15 protein-coding genes are annotated in these 19,184 nt (G+C 40.4%); 7 read left to right on the forward strand and 8 right to left on the reverse strand.

Annotated features, from left to right (window positions below; all coding sequences use genetic code 11):
* Positions 1-61 precede the first annotated feature (61 nt).
* The 5 genes from ftsH to ACHFIY_RS08990 all read left to right on the forward strand — a co-directional run bounded on the left by ftsH (position 62) and on the right by ACHFIY_RS08990 (position 6,229).
* Positions 62-2,101 carry an ATP-dependent zinc metalloprotease FtsH gene (ftsH, locus tag ACHFIY_RS08970; RefSeq protein ID WP_410845743.1) on the forward strand — a complete coding sequence of 680 codons (2,040 nt, stop codon included), beginning with the start codon at positions 62-64 and terminating at the stop codon, positions 2,099-2,101.
* 92 nt (positions 2,102-2,193) lie between these two features.
* Positions 2,194-2,820 carry a LutC/YkgG family protein gene (locus ACHFIY_RS08975; RefSeq protein ID WP_410845744.1) on the forward strand — a complete coding sequence of 209 codons (627 nt, stop codon included), beginning with the start codon at positions 2,194-2,196 and terminating at the stop codon, positions 2,818-2,820.
* Between the two features lie 728 nt (positions 2,821-3,548).
* A complete protein-coding gene (locus tag ACHFIY_RS08980; RefSeq protein ID WP_410845745.1) occupies positions 3,549-4,307 on the forward strand; it encodes a UDP-2,3-diacylglucosamine diphosphatase in 759 nt (252 codons plus the stop codon).
* Positions 4,295-5,116, forward strand: a complete 822-nt coding sequence (locus ACHFIY_RS08985) for a hypothetical protein (RefSeq protein ID WP_410845746.1) — start codon at positions 4,295-4,297, stop codon at positions 5,114-5,116. Before ACHFIY_RS08980 ends, ACHFIY_RS08985 begins: the two co-directional genes overlap by 13 nt.
* Positions 5,117-5,125: 9 nt before the next feature.
* Positions 5,126-6,229, forward strand: coding sequence for a mechanosensitive ion channel family protein (locus ACHFIY_RS08990; protein WP_410845747.1), 1,104 nt, complete (start codon positions 5,126-5,128; stop codon positions 6,227-6,229).
* Positions 6,230-6,332: 103 nt separating this feature from the next.
* Here ACHFIY_RS08990 and ACHFIY_RS08995 read toward each other — a convergent pair whose 3' ends face one another.
* The 8 genes from ACHFIY_RS08995 to hepB form a co-directional block, all read right to left on the reverse strand.
* On the reverse strand, positions 6,333-7,310 hold the full coding sequence (locus ACHFIY_RS08995) for a hypothetical protein (RefSeq protein WP_410845748.1): 978 nt from the start codon (positions 7,308-7,310) through the stop codon (positions 6,333-6,335).
* Positions 7,311-7,353: 43 nt separating this feature from the next.
* Positions 7,354-8,373: a hypothetical protein gene (locus ACHFIY_RS09000; RefSeq protein ID WP_410845749.1), complete on the reverse strand. Its 1,020-nt coding sequence runs from the start codon at positions 8,371-8,373 to the stop codon at positions 7,354-7,356.
* Between the two features lie 42 nt (positions 8,374-8,415).
* Positions 8,416-9,447 (reverse strand): hypothetical protein, encoded by a 1,032-nt coding sequence (locus ACHFIY_RS09005; protein ID WP_410845750.1) that lies wholly within the window; start codon positions 9,445-9,447, stop codon positions 8,416-8,418.
* Between the two features lie 120 nt (positions 9,448-9,567).
* Positions 9,568-10,782: a cellulase-like family protein gene (locus tag ACHFIY_RS09010; RefSeq protein ID WP_410845751.1), complete on the reverse strand. Its 1,215-nt coding sequence runs from the start codon at positions 10,780-10,782 to the stop codon at positions 9,568-9,570.
* 10 nt (positions 10,783-10,792) lie between these two features.
* Positions 10,793-11,674, reverse strand: a complete 882-nt coding sequence (locus ACHFIY_RS09015) for a phytanoyl-CoA dioxygenase family protein (RefSeq protein WP_410845752.1) — start codon at positions 11,672-11,674, stop codon at positions 10,793-10,795.
* A gap of 2 nt (positions 11,675-11,676) precedes the next feature.
* Positions 11,677-13,062, reverse strand: coding sequence for a sugar porter family MFS transporter (locus tag ACHFIY_RS09020; RefSeq protein WP_410845753.1), 1,386 nt, complete (start codon positions 13,060-13,062; stop codon positions 11,677-11,679).
* Positions 13,063-13,089: 27 nt separating this feature from the next.
* On the reverse strand, positions 13,090-14,292 hold the full coding sequence (locus tag ACHFIY_RS09025; protein ID WP_410845754.1) for a glycoside hydrolase family 88 protein: 1,203 nt from the start codon (positions 14,290-14,292) through the stop codon (positions 13,090-13,092).
* A 273-nt stretch (positions 14,293-14,565) separates the two neighbouring features.
* Positions 14,566-16,890, reverse strand: a complete 2,325-nt coding sequence (gene hepB / locus ACHFIY_RS09030; protein ID WP_410845755.1) for a heparin/heparin-sulfate lyase HepB — start codon at positions 16,888-16,890, stop codon at positions 14,566-14,568.
* A 193-nt stretch (positions 16,891-17,083) separates the two neighbouring features.
* Here hepB and ACHFIY_RS09035 point away from each other — a divergent pair, with 193 nt between their 5' ends.
* On the forward strand, positions 17,084-17,938 hold the full coding sequence (locus tag ACHFIY_RS09035) for an AraC family transcriptional regulator (protein ID WP_410845756.1): 855 nt from the start codon (positions 17,084-17,086) through the stop codon (positions 17,936-17,938).
* A 317-nt stretch (positions 17,939-18,255) separates the two neighbouring features.
* Positions 18,256-19,128: a transglutaminase family protein gene (locus ACHFIY_RS09040; protein ID WP_410845757.1), complete on the forward strand. Its 873-nt coding sequence runs from the start codon at positions 18,256-18,258 to the stop codon at positions 19,126-19,128.
* Positions 19,129-19,184 lie beyond the last annotated feature (56 nt).

A 19,184-nucleotide genomic window follows, 5' to 3' on the forward strand; every position in this document is an offset into this window, starting at 1 on the left:
GCCGTATTTGAACTTTTAGAGAGTACAGGCATTATTTTCATTTTGACGCAAGTAATTCATTATGGCACAAGAAGATAAACAATTACCTAAAATACCATTCACCAACTCTGGTGACGACAAGCCGTCCCGCAAAACACCTAAGTTTAATATTTACTGGGTGTATGGACTCATTTTCGCTGGGTTGGTAGCATCATCTATCTACAACAAAAGTTCCCCCGATTTAACAGAAATAAGCGAGCAGGATTTTGAAAATGAAATGCTTGCCAAGGGCGACATAGCTAAGATAGAACTGATTAGCAATAAGAATGAAGTGCATGTTTACATAAAAAGCGATAGCCTCGGAAAAGATTTTTATGTAAAAAAATTCAAGGAAAAGATGGATGCCACGAAAATAAAAGGGGCCCCACTTTTCATGTTCAGGATTATTAAATGGGAAGTTTTTTATGCCGATTATGATAAATTCTACAAAAGCCACCCTGCGGTGGCAGCTGTTCCGCAAAGTGTAAGGGACGAGCCAGACTTTTTTGGCCCAGCTTCCAGCTTGATTGTGTATGTACTGGTATTTGCGGGCATTTGGCTGATATTGATGCGCAAAATGGGCGGTGGTGGCCCAGGCGGCGGTGGCCCAGGCGGTATTTTCAATATTGGCAAATCGAAAGCTACTTTGTTTGATAAGGGAGCAAAAGTAAACATCAACTTTGGAGATGTGGCTGGCTTGGATGAAGCCAAAGTAGAGGTGATGGAAATAGTAGATTTCCTGAAAAACCCTAAAAAATATACGGCGTTAGGTGGCAAAATACCAAAGGGTGCTTTGTTAATTGGCCCCCCTGGTACTGGTAAAACCTTATTGGCAAAAGCTATGGCTGGCGAGGCACAAGTGCCTTTCTTTAGCTTGAGCGGCAGCGACTTTGTAGAAATGTTCGTAGGCGTGGGCGCAAGCCGCGTAAGGGACTTGTTTAAGCAAGCCCGTGAAAAAGCCCCATGTATCATATTCATTGATGAAATTGATGCTATTGGCCGTGCAAGGGGCAAAAACGTAATGATGAGCAATGACGAAAGGGAAAATACCTTGAACCAATTGCTGGTAGAAATGGACGGTTTTGGTGGTGATACGGGTATTATTATACTTGCTGCTACCAATAGGCCTGATGTACTAGATAGTGCTTTGCTAAGGCCGGGTCGGTTCGACAGGCAGATTAGCATAGATAAGCCAGACGTAAAGGGGCGTGAAGCCATCTTTAAAGTACACTTAGTACCCATAAAGGTAAGCGAAAAGCTAGACGTGCATAAACTGGCCGAGCAAACACCTGGTTTTGCTGGAGCAGATATAGCCAATGTATGCAACGAAGCCGCTTTGATAGCCGCAAGGAAAGACAAGGCAGCCGTGGAAATGATTGATTTTCAAGATGCAATTGACAGGGTTATTGGCGGCTTGGAAAAGAAAAACAAAATAATTGCCCCGCATGAGAAAGAAATAATTGCCTACCACGAGGCTGGTCATGCAGTTTGTGGCTGGTTCCTGGAACATGCTTACCCATTATTGAAAGTAACCATTGTGCCCCGTGGAACTGCTGCTTTGGGATATGCGCAATACACCCCAACAGAACAATACCTGTACAATGTGGACCAACTAATGGACCAGATTTGTATGACATTAGGCGGAAGAGCCAGCGAAGAAATTTTCTTTGGCAAAATATCTACTGGTGCCAGCAACGACTTGCAGCAGATTACCCGCATGGCTTATGGCATGGTTACAGCGTATGGCATGAGCGATAAAATTGGCAACGTTAGTTTCTACGACCCTACGCAGGAAAATACCTTCACCAAGCCATTTAGCGAAGGCACTGGCAAAATAATAGACGAGGAAGTAAAAGCCATTATTGACAGGGCTTATACACTTACTTTGGAATTATTGACAAAAAGGAAAAGCGAAGTAGAAACCCTTGCAAAAGAATTATTATCGAAAGAGGTATTGCACAAAAGCGATGTGGAGCTATTGATTGGCAAGCGCCCTTTTGAAGCAAAAAAATTGCTGGAATCGGAACCGGAAGTGGTAATAGCCCCACCTGAAACAACGATTGTAACAGTAGTTGGAGCATAGGTTTTTGTTTTGAGTTTTTTGTTTTAAGTTCTGTGTTATGGCAATGTGCTTAAAACAACTCAAAACTTAAAACACAAAACTTAAAACAAACAATGGATAACTCAAGAGAAATAATATTAAACAAAATAAAGCAGGCACTGACTAGTTCAGTGCCTGCCCCATTCGATGGGGGCAAGGCCGATGGCGATGTTTTTAAGCCCTTGGCAGAAGATTTGGAAATTGTGTTTGCCGAAAACTTTACTAAGTTACAAGGCAGGTTTTCTTTTTGTGCAGATATAGAAGAATTAGTGGCCAACTTAAATGCACTGGCCAATGCCCGGCAATGGAAAAATATCTATTGCGTGGAAGATAGCCTGATGAAGCAACTGGCCAGCAATGGCTATGCTAATTTTACATCAACAGACTTAAAAGCCTGTGATGCTTCCATTACTAGCTGCGAAAACCTTGTTGCGAGGACTGGCAGCATTATCATGAGTGCTGCAGAACAAGGCAGAACAACGAGCGTGTATGCACCCGTGCATATCTGCGTTGCTTTTACCAGCCAGTTGGTATATGATATAAAAGATGGCTTGCAGCATATAAAAGCGAAGTATGGCAGCAATCTTCCCTCACTAATTACCTTGGCATCTGGCCCCAGCCGCACGGCCGATATTGAGAAAACATTGGTAGTAGGCGTACATGGCCCAAAAGAAGTTTTTTGTTTTTTAGTGGACTCGTGATTATTTGCCACCAAGGCACGAAGACTCAAAGCGATACAAAGGAAATAAAAGAAAAAAGATAGGAAGAAAAAAGAAAAATAAGAAGTGGCTTGGGTGCATAAAACTTTTTCGCTTTGTCCTGATACCCCCCAATCTATAAAAACTTTATCTTTGTGCTAGAAATGCATTTTATACAAACTATTTACAAAACTATTGTCTTGGTATCCCAATCGTAGCTCTTTTTTTACTAATATTAAGATAGTTGTAGTCCAAAAATTTGGTCTTGTATTTATGTCTATAAAATATGCACAAATCAAGCACAAAATATGCATAAAATAAGCACAGATCACTCAAAAAATAAGCACTTAATAAGCACGAATTACGCACAAAAATTTGATGTAGTTGTTGATAATCAATGACTTATAAGGGTGGTGGCGATTTTTGAAAAAAAAAACAGAATAAAAATCCCACAAAAATGGCAAAACTGAAACTATTTTAATATAACACTAGGAAATATTGATATTATTAAAAATATGCAAATATTGTTGCCCTATTCCTGTTATCTTTTCTTTTGGGTAACTTGTTCCGGTCTTTCGGGAGGTAAGGTTGGGCTAGGTTGATTTTTAATTAAAAAAACGAAAGACTTTTATGCACCCAATGGCTTTGAGTAATGTAAGAACCTTTTAAATTTCCTTTTCTTTGTGCTTCTTCGTGTTTTTGTGCCTTTGTGGCAAAGAAAAACAACAACTATGGAAATAACCCCTTCTAAAAAAATATACTTCCTCTCCGATTTTCATCTGGGTGCGCCCAACCATGAAAAAAGCCTAGTTCGTGAAAAGAAATTAGTACTGTTTTTAGATGCTATCAAGCATGATGCATTCCAGATTTTTATTGTAGGCGATATGTTCGATTTTTGGTACGAGTACAAAACAGTAGTGCCTAAAGGATACACAAGGATATTAGGAAAGCTAGCAGAACTTACAGACAGTGGCATACCTATCCATTTTTTTGTAGGCAACCACGATATGTGGATGAGCGGCTATTTTGAACAAGAACTAAACATACCTGTTTACCACCACCCTAAAACATTCGAGTTTAACAATAAGCAATTCTATATCGGCCATGGCGATGGCCTAGGCCCTGGCGACAATGGCTACAAATTCATTAAAAAAATATTCCGAAACCCTGTTTGCCATTGGCTGTTTGGGCAGTTGCACCCAAGCCTAGGCATGGGGTTGGCCAACTACCTAAGCAGGCGTAGCAAAGAAAAAACAGGCAATGCAGACCAATATTTTTTAGGGGAGGACAAAGAATGGCTTATCCTTTTCTGCAAGGAAATATTGCAGCACCAACATTTCGATTACTTTATTTTTGGCCATAGGCATCTGCCGCTCGATTTCAAACTAAGCGATACCAGCCGATATATAAACCTAGGCGACTGGATCCGTACCTGTACTTATGCTACCTTTGATGGGCAGGACATGCAACTACACACATGGGCAGGATAGTATTATTTTTTATTGTATCAATTTTTTTCAATTGCCAGCCACTACAAGCAGCAACGGATACTACTTTGCAGTTGCAACTGACCCAAAGTTTAAAAGGCAGCTACACAGACTTTGCAGTGGATAATTTAGGCAATATCTTCTTGGTTACACAAGCCAACCAGATAAAAAAACTAAACAGCTACTTGGATAGCATCGCTATTTTTAACGACAGCAAACTGTATGGCGATATATTTTCCATAGATGTAAGCAACCCACTGCGGGTGCTAGTATATTACAAAGACTATACTACCATCCTAATGCTGGACAAGCAACTAAACAACAGGAATACTATTGACTTGCGGCAGCAAAATATTTTTCAGGCAAGGGCCATTGCACAGAGCTACGACAACAATATTTGGGTATTTGACGAGATTGACAACAAGCTAAAAAAAATAGACGAGTCGGGCAATGTGCTTTTAGAAACACCAGATTTCAGGCTGCTGTTTGATGGCGGGTACACACCAAAAAACATTATTGACATCAATGGGTTGCTATACCTGTACCAGCCCAAAGCAGGATGGAAAATTTTTGACTACTATGGCGGCTTTAAAATTGATTACCCCATACTAAACTGGCAGGATGTGCAGGTAACCGATGCTTTTTTGCAAGGTCATGACAGCACCATGTTTTATGCTAGCAAACCTAAAACCCTGCAATTCTCCTCTGCTAAAACCAATATCAACATTTCAAGGGCTAAAAAAATAGTGCAAAAGCAAAATATTTGCTATTTACTTACCAAGGATGGTTTAGAAATATACAAGGTGCTTTAATTTGCACCCATGTTCAACTTTTTGCACCAAACATTTTATAACAACACGGTATATAGCTATCTGTCTGTGTTTTTCACCATAGTGCTAGCATTTTGCTTAAAAAAGCTGTTTTCTAAATACTTTGCTACTATACTTTTTAAATTGGTTGCTCGAACTGGGAAGCGGCTTGACAAACAAGCTTTTCTAAGCCTTATCGTGCAGCCATTAGAAAACTTTTTGTTGCTTTTTATTTCTTTCGTGGCATTAGACAAATTAAACTACCCTGCCGAGCTGAATTTCAAAATATACAGGGTTACATTTTTTCAGGTTATAGATGCCGCATCTAGTGCTACTTTAATCATCACGTTTACATGGCTTTGCTTGCGGGTGATAGACTTTGTGGCAACTGTGCTGGAACAAGTAGCCATAAGGGCGAATGACAAGGCAGAAAGCCAGCTAATTGTGTTTTTTAAAGACTTCTTCAAAATGATACTAGTTATCATGGGCTTTCTGCTTATCCTCCATTTTTCTTTCAATAAAGACGTGGGCAACCTTGTTACGGGTCTAAGCCTTGTTGGGGCTGCATTGGCGTTGGCCACAAGAGAAAGCCTTGAAAACCTAATAGCTTCTTTTATCATTTTTTTTGACCGCCCTTTTACCGTCGGCGACAGTGTGAAAGTAAACAACCTTACAGGGTCAATAGAAAAAATAGGCTTGCGCAGCACTAGGATAAGAACAGAAGAAAAAACCTATATATCTGTACCCAACAAGCAAATGGTTGACAGCATTGTGGACAACCTTAGCCGCCGCACACAGCGGAAAGTAGTGATCACTTTAGAACTAAGCCTGTCTGCAAAGCCTGAACAACTACAAGAGCTAACCCCAGCCATCAAGCAATTGTTGCAACTTACAGAAATAGTGAGTGCTTCCGCATTTTTAAAAGATACAGGCAAGAACGCCCATATAGTAGAAATAGAATATTATACAGTAATAACCCAAACTGCCGCTGATTTTAACCTGCTTAGGGAAAAAATAAACCTTGCTGTGATTGGGCTGTTGGATGAAAGGGCAATTTCTTTAGCTGCTGCAAGTAGTGATATTGTGATAACGAATGTATCGCCACAAAGTCAGTAAGGTTGAAGGAGAATTAGGAATTATAAATTAGGAATTATCAAAGTTATTTCCTAGCGGTTGATGGACACTAACAGCTAGAAAAGGAACAATGTATGTGTCGCACCTAAGGCCGTTTATCTGACCACAATCTAAAATCATCCCAATATATCTGCAAAGTCTTGTTCTGTGCTTTAATAAAACCAACAACATCTTTGGAAGTGTATAGTTTCATAGGGTTGTAGCTGGTAAGGCCATTGGGAGAAAGGTCATTGGTGGCATGTGTAAAATTATGTACATCAAAAACATTTTGAGGCTCACCACCATCTGGGGTAATGCGCATCCAAAACCTGCCATTTTCTTTGTTGCCTTCCTTAAAATAATAGTCCATCGTAAACCATTTTCCAATGGGTACTTTTATGGCAACATTATCTGCGTTCCATACTTCCTTTTGGCCGGCATTTTCTGCATTCAAAATAAAATTAAGTTCGTTGCTTTCTGCAGTTGGCTTTCCCACGCCTAGCGTTACCCTAAAACCATGTTCTTCACCTTTCACCCACCATTCATTGTTCCAAAACTCGGATATGGTACACCAAGGGATCCTATGTGGGTAGGTTTTTAAGGCGTTAAAATCCTCCGTTAAAAATACCCTTACAGACTGGTAAAATTCTTTATAACCAGTTTTGATGCCATAAATATTGGTTTGAACCCTTGCTTTTATTTGCCCTTCCGATGCTGGCCAAGCATCATTTAGCCAAAAGTGGAGTGCATTGTTTTTGGGGTTTGTTGGGTCTACTTCTACTTTTGCATACCTTTTGGAGGCATCGCCGCCAGTATATTGCACACCCATGTACCCATCATTTAAAACACCTACCCAGTCTTTGTCCCAATTTCTTTTTTGTTTTAGGCCGCTGTCTATGCCTGCAATATGCTCGTACAATGCCCCATGGTCGTCTGTGCCAGAATCTGCCACCACTTTGGTGCTGCCCTCAAAACCTGATTGGAAAATAAGTATGGGTTTAGAAGGTTTGTCCTGTGCCGTACAGATAGTGAAGGGAAGCGTAAAAGTTGCCATTAGGCAGATATTTCTTAATTTGATGAGCATTGAGAAACTATTTATTAATAGGAAATGTAATTTATTCAGGGTTTTATCTCTTCCAAATCTTAAAATCGTCCCAATAAACCTGAAATATGCCACCCATGTCATTCATTTGGTTGATTAAGTTATTAGACGTGTATAATTTTATAGGATTAAATTCTGACAAGCCATCTGGGTTGGGGTCGTCGGGGTGGCAGGTAGGCACATTCAAATCGTAAACCACGGTTCTGGGGCCACCTTCAGGGGTTACTGCAAAGTAAAAACGCCCATCGCCTTTATTGCCTTCCTTAATGTAATATTCAATGGTCATCCATTTGCCGATAGGCACTATAAAGGCTTTGTTTTCCTTTTCCCAAACAGTGGTATATTTACCATTGAATGTTTGCCCATTTGTTTTAAAATAAAAAGGGGAACCTGCAGTAGGTTTTACTTTGTGCAAAGTGATGCCAAAACGAAAATCGTATTTTGGGGTAACCCAAGCTGCATTGTTCCAAAATTCAAACAGGGTTATCCAATCGCCCTGACCAGGATAAACAGAATTAACCAATTTATTGAAATCAGTAGGTATAAATAGTCTTATTGACTCATACACTTCCTTCAACCCATTATTGCCATACAAATCGGCCTGTACCCTTCCTTTCTTATCGAATAGAACCTCATTAATGGTATATTGGGAAGCAGGAGGTAAATCAATGTGAGGTTCCAAAATTTTGTAATTTAATACCTTATTGGATGGGTTTACAGGGTCTGCAACAATACTGCAAAGCCTTTGGGACGAATCCCCTTGTTCATAATAAATCCTAAAAAAGCCAATGTTGGGATGATCCACAAAGTCTGACACCCAATTGTTAGGGGGTGGAACAGAACTATCTACCCCCCTAAATTCTGCTGTTTGCTTACCTGTTGAAACCATATAAGTACCAGCCTCGAATCCGGTATTGAAAATCAGGCTAGAGGGAAAAGTGAAAGACGTTGTAACTGGCTTTGTACTAGCGGCATCATTTTTTTGGGATGAAGCACTGGTAATTAAAAATAAGCAAGCTGCAAGCAAGGAGAAAAATTGTTTCATTGTTTTTTTAATGAGGTTAAAAGCAAGGTTTTAATAAGCGGTTTATCTTTTCCATATTTTAAAATCGTCCCAATACACTTGAAACTTGCCTCCCCTTGCATTCATCTGGTTTACAATATTGTTGGAGCCATATAATTTTATAGGGTTGAATTCTGTAAGCCCATCGGGGTTTGGGTCATCGGGGTGGCAGGTTGCTTCATTCAAATCATACACTACGGTTTTGCTGCCACCATCTGGGGTTACGGCAAAGTAAAAACGCCCAGTACCCTTGTTACCTTCTTTAATATAATAGTCAATGGTCATCCATTTGCCGATAGGGGCAAGAAAAGCGGTGTTTTGCTTTGTCCAAACCGTTTTATAGCCAGTGGCAGTGTCGTATGTTTGCCCTTCTGTCTTAAAATAAAAAGGTGATCCAACAGCAGAAGATACCTTAGAAAGCGTGATGCCAAAACGAAAATCGTAATTGGGCGTTACAAATGACGCATTGTTCCAAAATTCAAACAGGGTTATCCAGTCACCATTACCAGGATAAGGAGAATTAACCAATTTATTAAAGTCGGTAGGTATAAATAGCCTTATTGACTGGTACACTTCTTTTAAGCCAATATTGCCATATAAGTCTGCTTGTATCCTTGCTTTCTTATTAAATAAAATACCGTTTACGGTGTATTGATCTTTTAAAGGCAAATCAATATTTGGAACATTTATTTTGTAGTTCATTACCTTATTGGATGGGTTTACTGGGTCTGCAACAATGCTGCAAAGCCTTTGCGAAGAATCCCCTTGTTCGTAATAAATCCTAAATAAACCAATGCTGGGATTGTTAACAAAGTCAGATACCCAATTGTTAGGGGCAGGGACAGAAGCATCGGTTCCCCTAAACTCAGCTGTTTGGCTACTTGTTGAAACCATATAAGTACCAGCCTCGAATCCCGTATTAAAAATCAGGTTAGATGGAAAGGTTGATGTGGGGGTAGTAACTATTGGCGTTGTGGTGGTTGTGTCATTTTTTTTGCATGAAGTACTATTGATTAATAATAGGCAGATTGCAAGCAAGTAAAGCAATTGTTTCATTCTTTTTTTTTATATCTATGAGACGTTAAAATTGCAAGGGAAGTACCATGTCCCCACTTATTTTCTTTTTCTTGCTATGTTCCCCTTTGTTATGAATAATAAGGTAAATTGTACCTGTCCTTACAACCTATTTAATATTTTGCTGCCTTTTAAATTTGGAGCAATGGGTGCATTTTTAATAATCCCAGTCAATTTTTTATGCCACGCCACATCAGCCCACATGCCCTTGAATTGGGGACCACAAAAGTTGCTGGTGCCTATAGCTACCCATTGCCCGGTAGCTGCTGCAGTGGTTACACCCAATTCACATAGGTCTTTCTCCCATTCCCAATTGAGCATCGGGTAATCTTTATAGTTTACTACGCCCCAGCACTCGGTAGTTATAAGCGGTTTTTTGGTAGCTTGGGTATCTGCTGCAAGCTGTTTAATAGAAGATGTTAAAATATTATTCCAATACTCAGGCTTGCTTTTGTACAATGGTTCTGCTTTTTCAGCCAGGCTTTTTAAATCGCCTGTACTGAAGCCATCCCAATTTATACCTACTGCATTGTTAAATTCTCCATTGTTCAAGCTGGCCATCCAAACATGCTGCTCCACAAAATCTAAGTAGGGCGTAGGGTTCTTTTGTAAAATTTTCTCTTCGTAATAGTCGAATGAAAACGTGAAAGGTATTGCTGGATAGTGCTTGTGCATTATTTCCATCGTTTCTTTCATCCATGTAGTGGATGCTTCTATGCTCCAATTATGGCCGTCCCTCTTTGCTTTGAAAAAAGGGGTCCAAACATTGGCTGGCCATTCATTGCATAGATCTACATAAAGTATGGCATCCAGCAGGTTTTCTTTTTTAATAATATCTAAAACAGCCAACCAATTGTTGGCCATTTTTGAAGGGGTATCTAAGGTGAGCCTTGTATTGTCCACATCTTCCCTGTACCAAGTAGATAGGCCAACTTTAATGTTTCTTTTTTTGCACTTGGCTATAAATTGGGTAAGCGATGGCTGCACTTGCACTTTTATGGTGGCGGGCGCTCCCCAATCGTATATGTCCCAAACGGGCAATAAAGTCCATTCTTTGGTTGCGTCTACAGCTATTAAATGTGGATAGGCATCTATGCGCACAGCATTGTAGCCGCGAAGTACCAATTCGTCCAAAGCTTTGTCCCAATCTTCGTAACTGCCGCCGGGCCAACGCCTTTCCAGCCAGCTAAACTCCCACATGGTAATGGCCAATGGGCGAACGGTTTTGGGCACATTAAAATTTGCTAGCCCTGTTTGGGCAGCCAATACTGCCATGGATGACAGTGAACTGTATTTGATGAAATCTTTTCTGTTCATGATGTTTTTATTAATCGTTTTTTATGGCATGTAAAACTTCTGGCCTTAAATAAGGATGGTTCATATCTACAATTGGCTTGTGGGCATAGGGATCTGTTCCTGCCACCAGCACAATATCCCGTAAATCCTCGGTCAGTGGGAATTTGCCATCTTGGTCCCAAGGCAACATGCTCTCTGCGCTCATGTAATGGTTTACCAATGCCGTGCGGAAATCATCCTCGGTTTTGTTTCGCAAGGAACTGTGCAACAGGTATCCGTTGAAGAAAACAACATCTCCTTTTTGGGCTTCTAAAGGGATAACGTTTTCAGATGGGTAGCCACTTACATCAATGGTGTCTTCATCGGCATATTCATTGCTTTCGTTGATTGTTCTTGGCATTATGTAGGCGGGGTTTTGGCTGCCCGGCACCACCCATAGGCAACCATTTTCTACATTGGCATTGTCAATGGCTATCCATACGCCTGTTAAAGATTTGTCCCTAGTAGGTATAAAATACTCATCCTGGTGCCAGCTTTGCCCTGCCTTGCCAGAGCCTTTTACAAATAACATGCTCTGCATACATTTTACATTGGCGCTAATGATGCTGGTAAGCACGTCTAAAACGGCCTTGTGTGCCAAATATTTTTTAATAATAGGCGATATTTTATGGGGGAAATGGATAGCCACATACTTCTTTAAAATAGCATCGTCCGTTTCGCCATCTGCCACGGGTAGCAAGCCTTCTATATTGCCGTAAAAGCCTTTGAATATTTTTGCCGTGTCTTGTTTCAACTCTGCTATTTCTGCTTCGCTAAATAAATTTTTTACCACCAAATAACCATTTGTTGTATAAAAATCAATGTCTTGCTGGGTAATGTTTTGTAGGGCAGTGTTGCCGTTTGAATATTGCATAATCAATTATTTTTTACCAATAAGATTTCGAGTTGTTCCAATGTTTTGCCTTTGGTTTCGGGTACTTTTGTTTGTATGTAAATAAAGTAAAGCACACAGAAAAAAGCAAACAACAATAGGGTACTTGATGTGCCAAAATGTTGGTTGAGGATGGGGAATGAAAAGCTGGCAGCAAAATCGGCAAGCCATAAAACCAAAGTGGCAAACGACATAGCCAAGCCACGTATACGGTTGGGGAAAATTTCAGAAAGGATAACCCAAGTAACAGCACCCAAGCTGGCCGAAAAGCCTGCTATATACAGCATTAAAAATATGAGGACTACATAGTAAGCAAAGAAATTTTGCTGGAAGCAGGCAGCCACTACTACCAGCGAAACAGCCATTACCGCACTACCCGTAAGCAGCAATTTTTTCCGCCCCAATTTATCTACCAGCCAAATGGCTACCAGTGTAAATAAAAACATCACTACACCTATTGCGATGGTTTGCATAGCAGCATCGGCAGTGCTTACGCCTGTGTTTTTGAATATTTCAGGGGCATAGTATAAAATGGCATTGATGCCTGTTATTTGCTGAAAAATAGCAATCACAATACCCATGCCCATTACTTTTCTAAAAGCAGGCAACAACAAATCTGCCCAGCTTTCTTTGGTGTCGTGGCTAAAGGTTTCGATAATAGATTTATACGTAGCATCTGCATATTCCTGTCCCCCTGTTTTTAGCAACACATCCAACCCTTTTGTTGTAAATACTTTATGAATGAGCCACCTAGGTGTTTCAGGCACAAGGAAAAGGGCAAAGAAAAACAGGGCTGCTGGCAATGCTTGAGAGGCAAACATCCAACGCCAGGCATCTTGGCCTAAGCCGGTTAATAAATAATTGATTACATAAGCTAGCAATACGCCTGCCACTATGGCCAATTGGTACAAGGCAACCATGCGGCCCCGATAAACGGCAGGCACGGTTTCGGCAATGTACATAGGCACTACCATCGCTGCTGCACCCACCGCCAGCCCGCCCACAATCCTGAAACTGATAAAAGTGAACAATGATGTAGCCATTGCCACGCCAACGCCAGTGCCAGCAAACAACAAGGCACAGCCAAACAATACCTTTTTCCTGCCAAACCTATCCGCCAGTTTGCCAGCCACCATTGCACCCAAGCCACAGCCTATTAAAATGCTGCTTACTGCCCAGCCAAGCATCAATTCGTCAAGCCCAAAATAGCTTTTGATAAAGGGGATGGTGCCAGATATAATGGCAGTATCAAAACCAAAAAGCAAACCACCCAAAGCGGCCACGGTGCTTATAAGCAGCACATATTTTTTGTTGATGGCCACAGGGGTGTTCAATGGTAATGGTGCGCTATCGTTGCTTGCAAAAGCCATAGTAAATTTTTTGAAAAAGTTTGTTAACTATCTTATCATTTCATCGGCTGCCACAATGATGATACCAGGCACAAAACCCATAAAACGTTCATCTATCTTATTTACTTGTTTTTGCTCGGCAGGCACAGCCCAGCCTGTATAGGCATTATGTACATTCCCTTTTTCATCTACACTTTTAAGTATAAAAGCCCATGCTTTGGCAAAAACTTCATCATACTCATTAGGTATCCATCCTTTGCGTGTACCTTCTTTCAAAGCAGACAATACCATCGAGATGCTGGTAACTTCTTCAGGAGTTGATGGGTCATCTACCAACACATGCAAGCCTCCACTTTTGCTCTGGTACTTTTTAACGCCATCTGCTATAATTTTCATGTTTTCTGCAATAGGCTTAAATTTTGGGTGGCTTGGTGGCAGGTAACGGAGCAGCCCAGCAATGGCCCATAAAAGCCAGCCTTGTGAACGGCACCAATAAGTAGTTGCGTTTTCGCCCTTGAACAAGCCCGTCCTTACAAGTTTTTTTTCTTTGTCAAGAAAATATTTAATGCCCGCCTCTAATTGAAAAATGGCTTGTTTCCAGTAAATAGCGGCCACGTCTTTATCAGTGCATAAGGTTGCTGCAATAGCATTGGTTCGTGTGGCCCAATAAGCAGTATCGGGTATGGCAAAATTCATATAATTATAATCGTCGTGGGCTAACATGCCAAACCTATCCCTCCCGGCGTAATGCAACACCGCATCTGCCACATCAAAACAAACTCTTTTTGCAGTGGCATCTTTATTTATTTTATACAGTTCATGCACAGGGAATGAGACGCCAAGGTTGGCAGAATAAATGACAAATGCTAGAGGCCCGTCCCTTAAAATCCTTGCCTTTGGGCCATCGTATTGTTTAAAATATTCCTCGTCAGTTAGCTTGCCATCATTTTCTATATGATACTTAAACCATTTGTCTGCAAACTCGTAGCCTTGTTTAAAACCCCTGTTTGCAAACCTCAATAAGCCTTCAATTTGAATGGAACCAAACCAATCGGTATTTACATCGCTGAACTTTTGTTTCAGCACATTTTCTACTAAAGCCCTAATATTTGAGGGCAAATTTTTGGGTAACCCATTATCGTTTTCAAAAAAACTTGTCAAATGATTTTCTGCAGCTTTAGATAGTAAGGGTGTTAACATACTGCCAGTACCCAACAGTGCTGCAAGGTTGGTAAATTCTCTTCTTTTCATAATAGCAAATTGCAAATTGTTTATTGTGCATAGGTACTATTCAAAAAAGAAACAGGTGCTTACTTTTTTGCTGAATATGAAAACTATTTTATTAAAATTGACATATTAATTGCATTTATTTGTTCAACCCTGATTTTGCATGTAGCCTCTACTACAAAAAATGCCCCTTAATGCCCATTCCTATTTTATTAAAAAAAACCTTTACCACGCCATCTTTTGAAGTGCCACGACACGAGCATATTACTTTAGGAATACTATCCATGTTTCTCTTTCTTATAATTTGATTATTTGGTACTGCCCGTTACCAACATTAAAATAAAGCAAGTGATTGGTACTTTCAATTAAAATTGGCTGTTGGCTTATATTGTTAGTGCATTGCACTTTCCATTTGCCATTCTGCACATCGGCAACCAACACTTTTAATGGGGTATTGCCAGTTATAGTCAATTCTAAATTTTCATTAACTACCTGCCCATCTTTGCTAAACAAAACCATCCGGTCGCCTAATATTGTACCTGTAAGTTTCGAGGTTTCTATTGCTTTGGCGGGCATTTGCTTATTACTTCTATCGTAGTCCATTACCTGCATTACGTTTAAAAAATAATCTGTTTCGGCAGGTATTTTTGGCGATATTTCTATTCGCCAAACGGCACTGTCCCATGAGTTATTTGTAGCTTCAATTTGTTGCGGGTAATTTTCGCTATTCACAGTAAACTCGTTGCCCAACCCTCCAATTTTAGCAATAGAAAGGTTATTTGGCAAAGGCAGCAAAGTAGTGTTCACCAATTGTCCATTGTAGCCTTTATTGCCACTCTTTGTTTTTAAAATATTTTGCTTAATAGAAGGTTCTTCTACGCAATGTAATAGCCATGTTTTCTTGAAATTTTTATTGGTAGCCTCAACCCTGTCAAACACTATTAATGCAGCAGGGATGTCTTTATTGTGCAAGTTTAAAAACACAAAAGAACGCTGAAAGCTTTTTATTTTTTTGGGATAAGCTTCTGCCAGTTCGCCTTTTAAATATGTATAGTCTGGTTGTAGCGAGTCTGGGCCAAACGAATGTGCCAACACAGCCCCTGTTTTATATCCCAGTGTAAGCAATTCATTCATATTTTCTGGCTCGTGCGCATCGCCTGGATAAGGTTGCCCACCATCATTGGTAATAGCCTTTCCATGCCATGTGAAATGCTCGCTGCTGTCGTACACAAGCATGGTATTGTGGGCAATGGTGCGCTGGCTATAGTTTTTGAAATGCTCGCTGGCATAGCCCCCTTTTTTGCCTTGGTAAATGCCGCTTTGCACTGCCAAAGGCCCTTTATAGTATAGTTGGAAACTGCCTGCATCTAAATGCTGGTGGTTGCTAAAATTGTACTCCTGCACTTTCATGGTAGCCACCACATCGTTTGATGCTATGCCATCCTCCCAGCCCGTCCTGGTAATCATTGCCCCCAATGGCATAGCAAAATATTTGGTTAATGGAAGGCTGGCTTTTGTAGCTTTTGTATCTATTGCCTTGGCATCAAAAAACAGGAAATCAAACAAATAATCTGGGGTTTCACCCAGCTTTCTTTCTTTAAAAGCCTCGTTTAATACAATGGCATTTTTATGATAAGCACCACTATATAGCAATGCGCTTTGCCCCAAACCCCACCATTTGCCAAAGGGTGTAAACTGTTCTGTGTAATCATCCCCATTGCGCATCAATTGTCCATCTGGCCTGCGGCTATAGATAAAATAATAGGGTATGCCCTGCTGCTGCTTGCCATAGAAATTTGGGTAGCCCATCCTGTCGAAAATAAATGTGGTAAACATGTCCCAATAAAACCGGTAAGCCCCGTAGGCACTGCCTTGGTGATGGTAATTGGCAGGATAAAAAAAGTTGCGGGCTGGTACAAATTCTGCCATCATCCTGCCTGCAATTCTGTTGTAAATAATGGGTTTTTCGTTGTAGGTGGCAATGCCAAATGAAAGCATGTCCCTAGCTAATTGCGCCTCTACTGTATGGCTGGTGATGGAGCTTCCTTTTATTTGTGGCCATTCAATTTCCATTTGCGTGGCAAGGGTTTCCATCCTGCCAATAAGGGTTGTTTTTTCTGCCGAGGAAAGCAAAGAGTAGCACCAATCGTATACCAATGAACCCGTTAAAATTGCCCTGCCCATTTCTCGGGTTAAATCGGGCGTTTTCTTGTCAAATTGTAGCGTGGCTAAATAATGAAGCGCCCCACTGGCAGCCGCTTTGCCCTGTTCTTCATTATGGTACAAGGCATACAACAAAGCTTTTGCTTCAATGGCATCCCTTACTTTTATATCGTTGTTTTGGATATTGCCCAATGGCAAATAACCATCTGTAACAAATTTAGATGCCTTTAGCAACTTTTCCCAGCAATCGTTTATTAAAGGACTAGTTGTTTTTTCTTTTAGCAAAGCAATATTTTTTAGGGTAAAGCACAAGCGTGGGTGCTCTGATGGTGGCGATGGAAGAACCAAGTTTTTCCCTTCCCTTTCCGTTAATGGGGGATAGGCAATAGCCACAATGGCATTTGTATCAGTGGCTGCTGTTGTTACTCCTTGTCCATTAGCAATAGTGCAATAACACATAACAAACAATAAAAAATGTAAACGAGCAAGCTGAGATGGCATCCATTGGGGCATGGCAAATTATTTTACAATCACAATAAGCTGCATAGATACTATTGAAAATATAAATAAAAGCTTACTTTTTGCTGACTATGAAAACTATTTTATTAGAATGGATGGATAAGTTGTATTTATTTGTACAAAATTTTTTTGCATGAAGCCATTGGTACAGAAACTCCCTCTTAATGCCCATACCTCTTTTGTTGCAAAAACCTTTACCTCGCCCCATTTTGAAGTGCCATGGCACCAGCACATAGAGTATGAACTAATTTTGTTTACCCAAGGCAATGGCATGAGCTTTATAGGCAATTATGTAGGCGAGTTTAAAACCAATGATATTTTTTTTATTGGCAGCCAAGTGCCGCATACTTTTCAAAAGCAATACGATGGAATGGTGGGCAGTGCCGTGGTGGTGCAGTTTACAGATGATTTTTGGGGAAAGGCCTTTTTGGCATTGCCAGAGAGCAATGAACTTAAAGAACTATTCATGTTGTCAATCAAGGGCATTAGGATAGAAGGCGAAGCAAAGGCACAGCTTGCGGCATTGATTGTGGCACTGGAAACAGCAACAGGTTTTTTACGCATTGGCATTTTGTGCGACTGCCTACAATTGATATTGGATGAAAAAGATAAAATAACACTCTCTACCGGGCAAATGAACTTAGTGAACACCAAGGACAAACAACGACTGGATGATACCATTCAATATACGATCAAGCATTTCCAGCAACCAATTACCTTAGCAGCAATTGCAAAAGTTGCCAATATGAGCGTCACTGCTTTTTGTGCCTATTTTAAAAAAAGCACCAAAAAACAGTATATCTCTTTTTTAAACGAAGTTAGGATTGGCTATGCCTGTACCCAATTGCAGGAAACAGACAAGCCCATTATAGATATTTGCTATGACAGCGGTTTTAACACAGCCGTAAATTTCAACAAGCAATTTTTGAAAATAAAAGGCACAACCCCAAGCCAATTCAGAAGCAATTTTGGGAAACATATCATTTGAGTATAAACACTCAGATATATGATTTACTCATGTTACGATTGATAACATCATTTTTCTTTTTTCTCCTTAAAACTTTATGCCTCTTTGTTTCTTCGTGACTTCGTCTCTGATTAACCAAACTTGCACCTAATTCCCAATTCCTAATTAAATGCCCCATTGTGCAAAAAAGCTTATACCCCAGCTATACATTTCCACACAGTGGGATAAATAAACTTTCCCTTTAAATACTTTTTCAGTTGGTTTGAACGTTCATTATAGGGGATAGATGTGTGCCAGTAAATGAAACCTTGTTTTATCCATCCTAAATTTTGAAAGCTATGAACCATACCAGAGAAATAAATGCGCTTTTTACCTTGATTGACGATCCGGACCAGGAAGTTTATGAAACAGTTTCAGACAGGATTGTTGGTTTTGGCAAAGCCATCATCCCCAATCTGGAAGACCTGTGGGAAAATACCCCAAGCGAGGATGTGCAAGAGCGCATAGAAACCCTGATACACCGCCTGCACTATACCGACCTAGTTGCAGACCTGGCAGAATGGAGGGACAGTGCCTACCACGACCTTTTGTTTGGGGCTTTGTTGGTAGCAAAATACCAGTACCCCGACCTGCAAAGCACGCCTGTATTGCAGGATATTGAAAAAATAAGGCGCAATGTGTGGCTGGAACTGAATACTTTCCTCACGCCCTTAGAACATGCAAATGTGCTAAGCAGCATTATTTACAACTATTACAACCTGAAAGGCAACGAGGTTACTTATAGCCAAAAAGATGATTTTTTCTTGAACAAAGTCTTGGCAAAAAAGAAGGGCAATGCTCTTACAAATGGCATTATTTACCAAGTGATGTGTGGGCTGCTAGACATTAATGCAAAAATTATCAATATACCCCGGCATTTTATCATTGCTTTTTACCATTCCGATTATGAAGTAGCTACTTTTAAAGGCCACCCGCAAAATAAAATCCATTTTTTTGTAGATGCCACTACTGGGCAGGCATATAGCCACGCAGAGGTTGAAAATTACCTCCACAAAATGTCTCTGCCCAATGCGCAGCAATATTACAAGCCCCTTAGCCACAAAAAGATTATACAGGTATTGCTGGAAGAATTGAGCAAGTGCTACAGCCTGCCTTCGGAGGCGGATAGCCAAAGGGAAATATTATCCTTGGTAGCCTTGCTGGATAAGTAGCACGTTTAAATAGTATAACTTCCCGAAAGTTTTGAACTTTCGGGAAGTTAGCAAAA

Source organism: Parasediminibacterium schistidii (assembly GCF_046546515.1).
In the GTDB taxonomy this organism is placed as follows: Bacteria; Bacteroidota; Bacteroidia; order Chitinophagales; family Chitinophagaceae; genus Parasediminibacterium.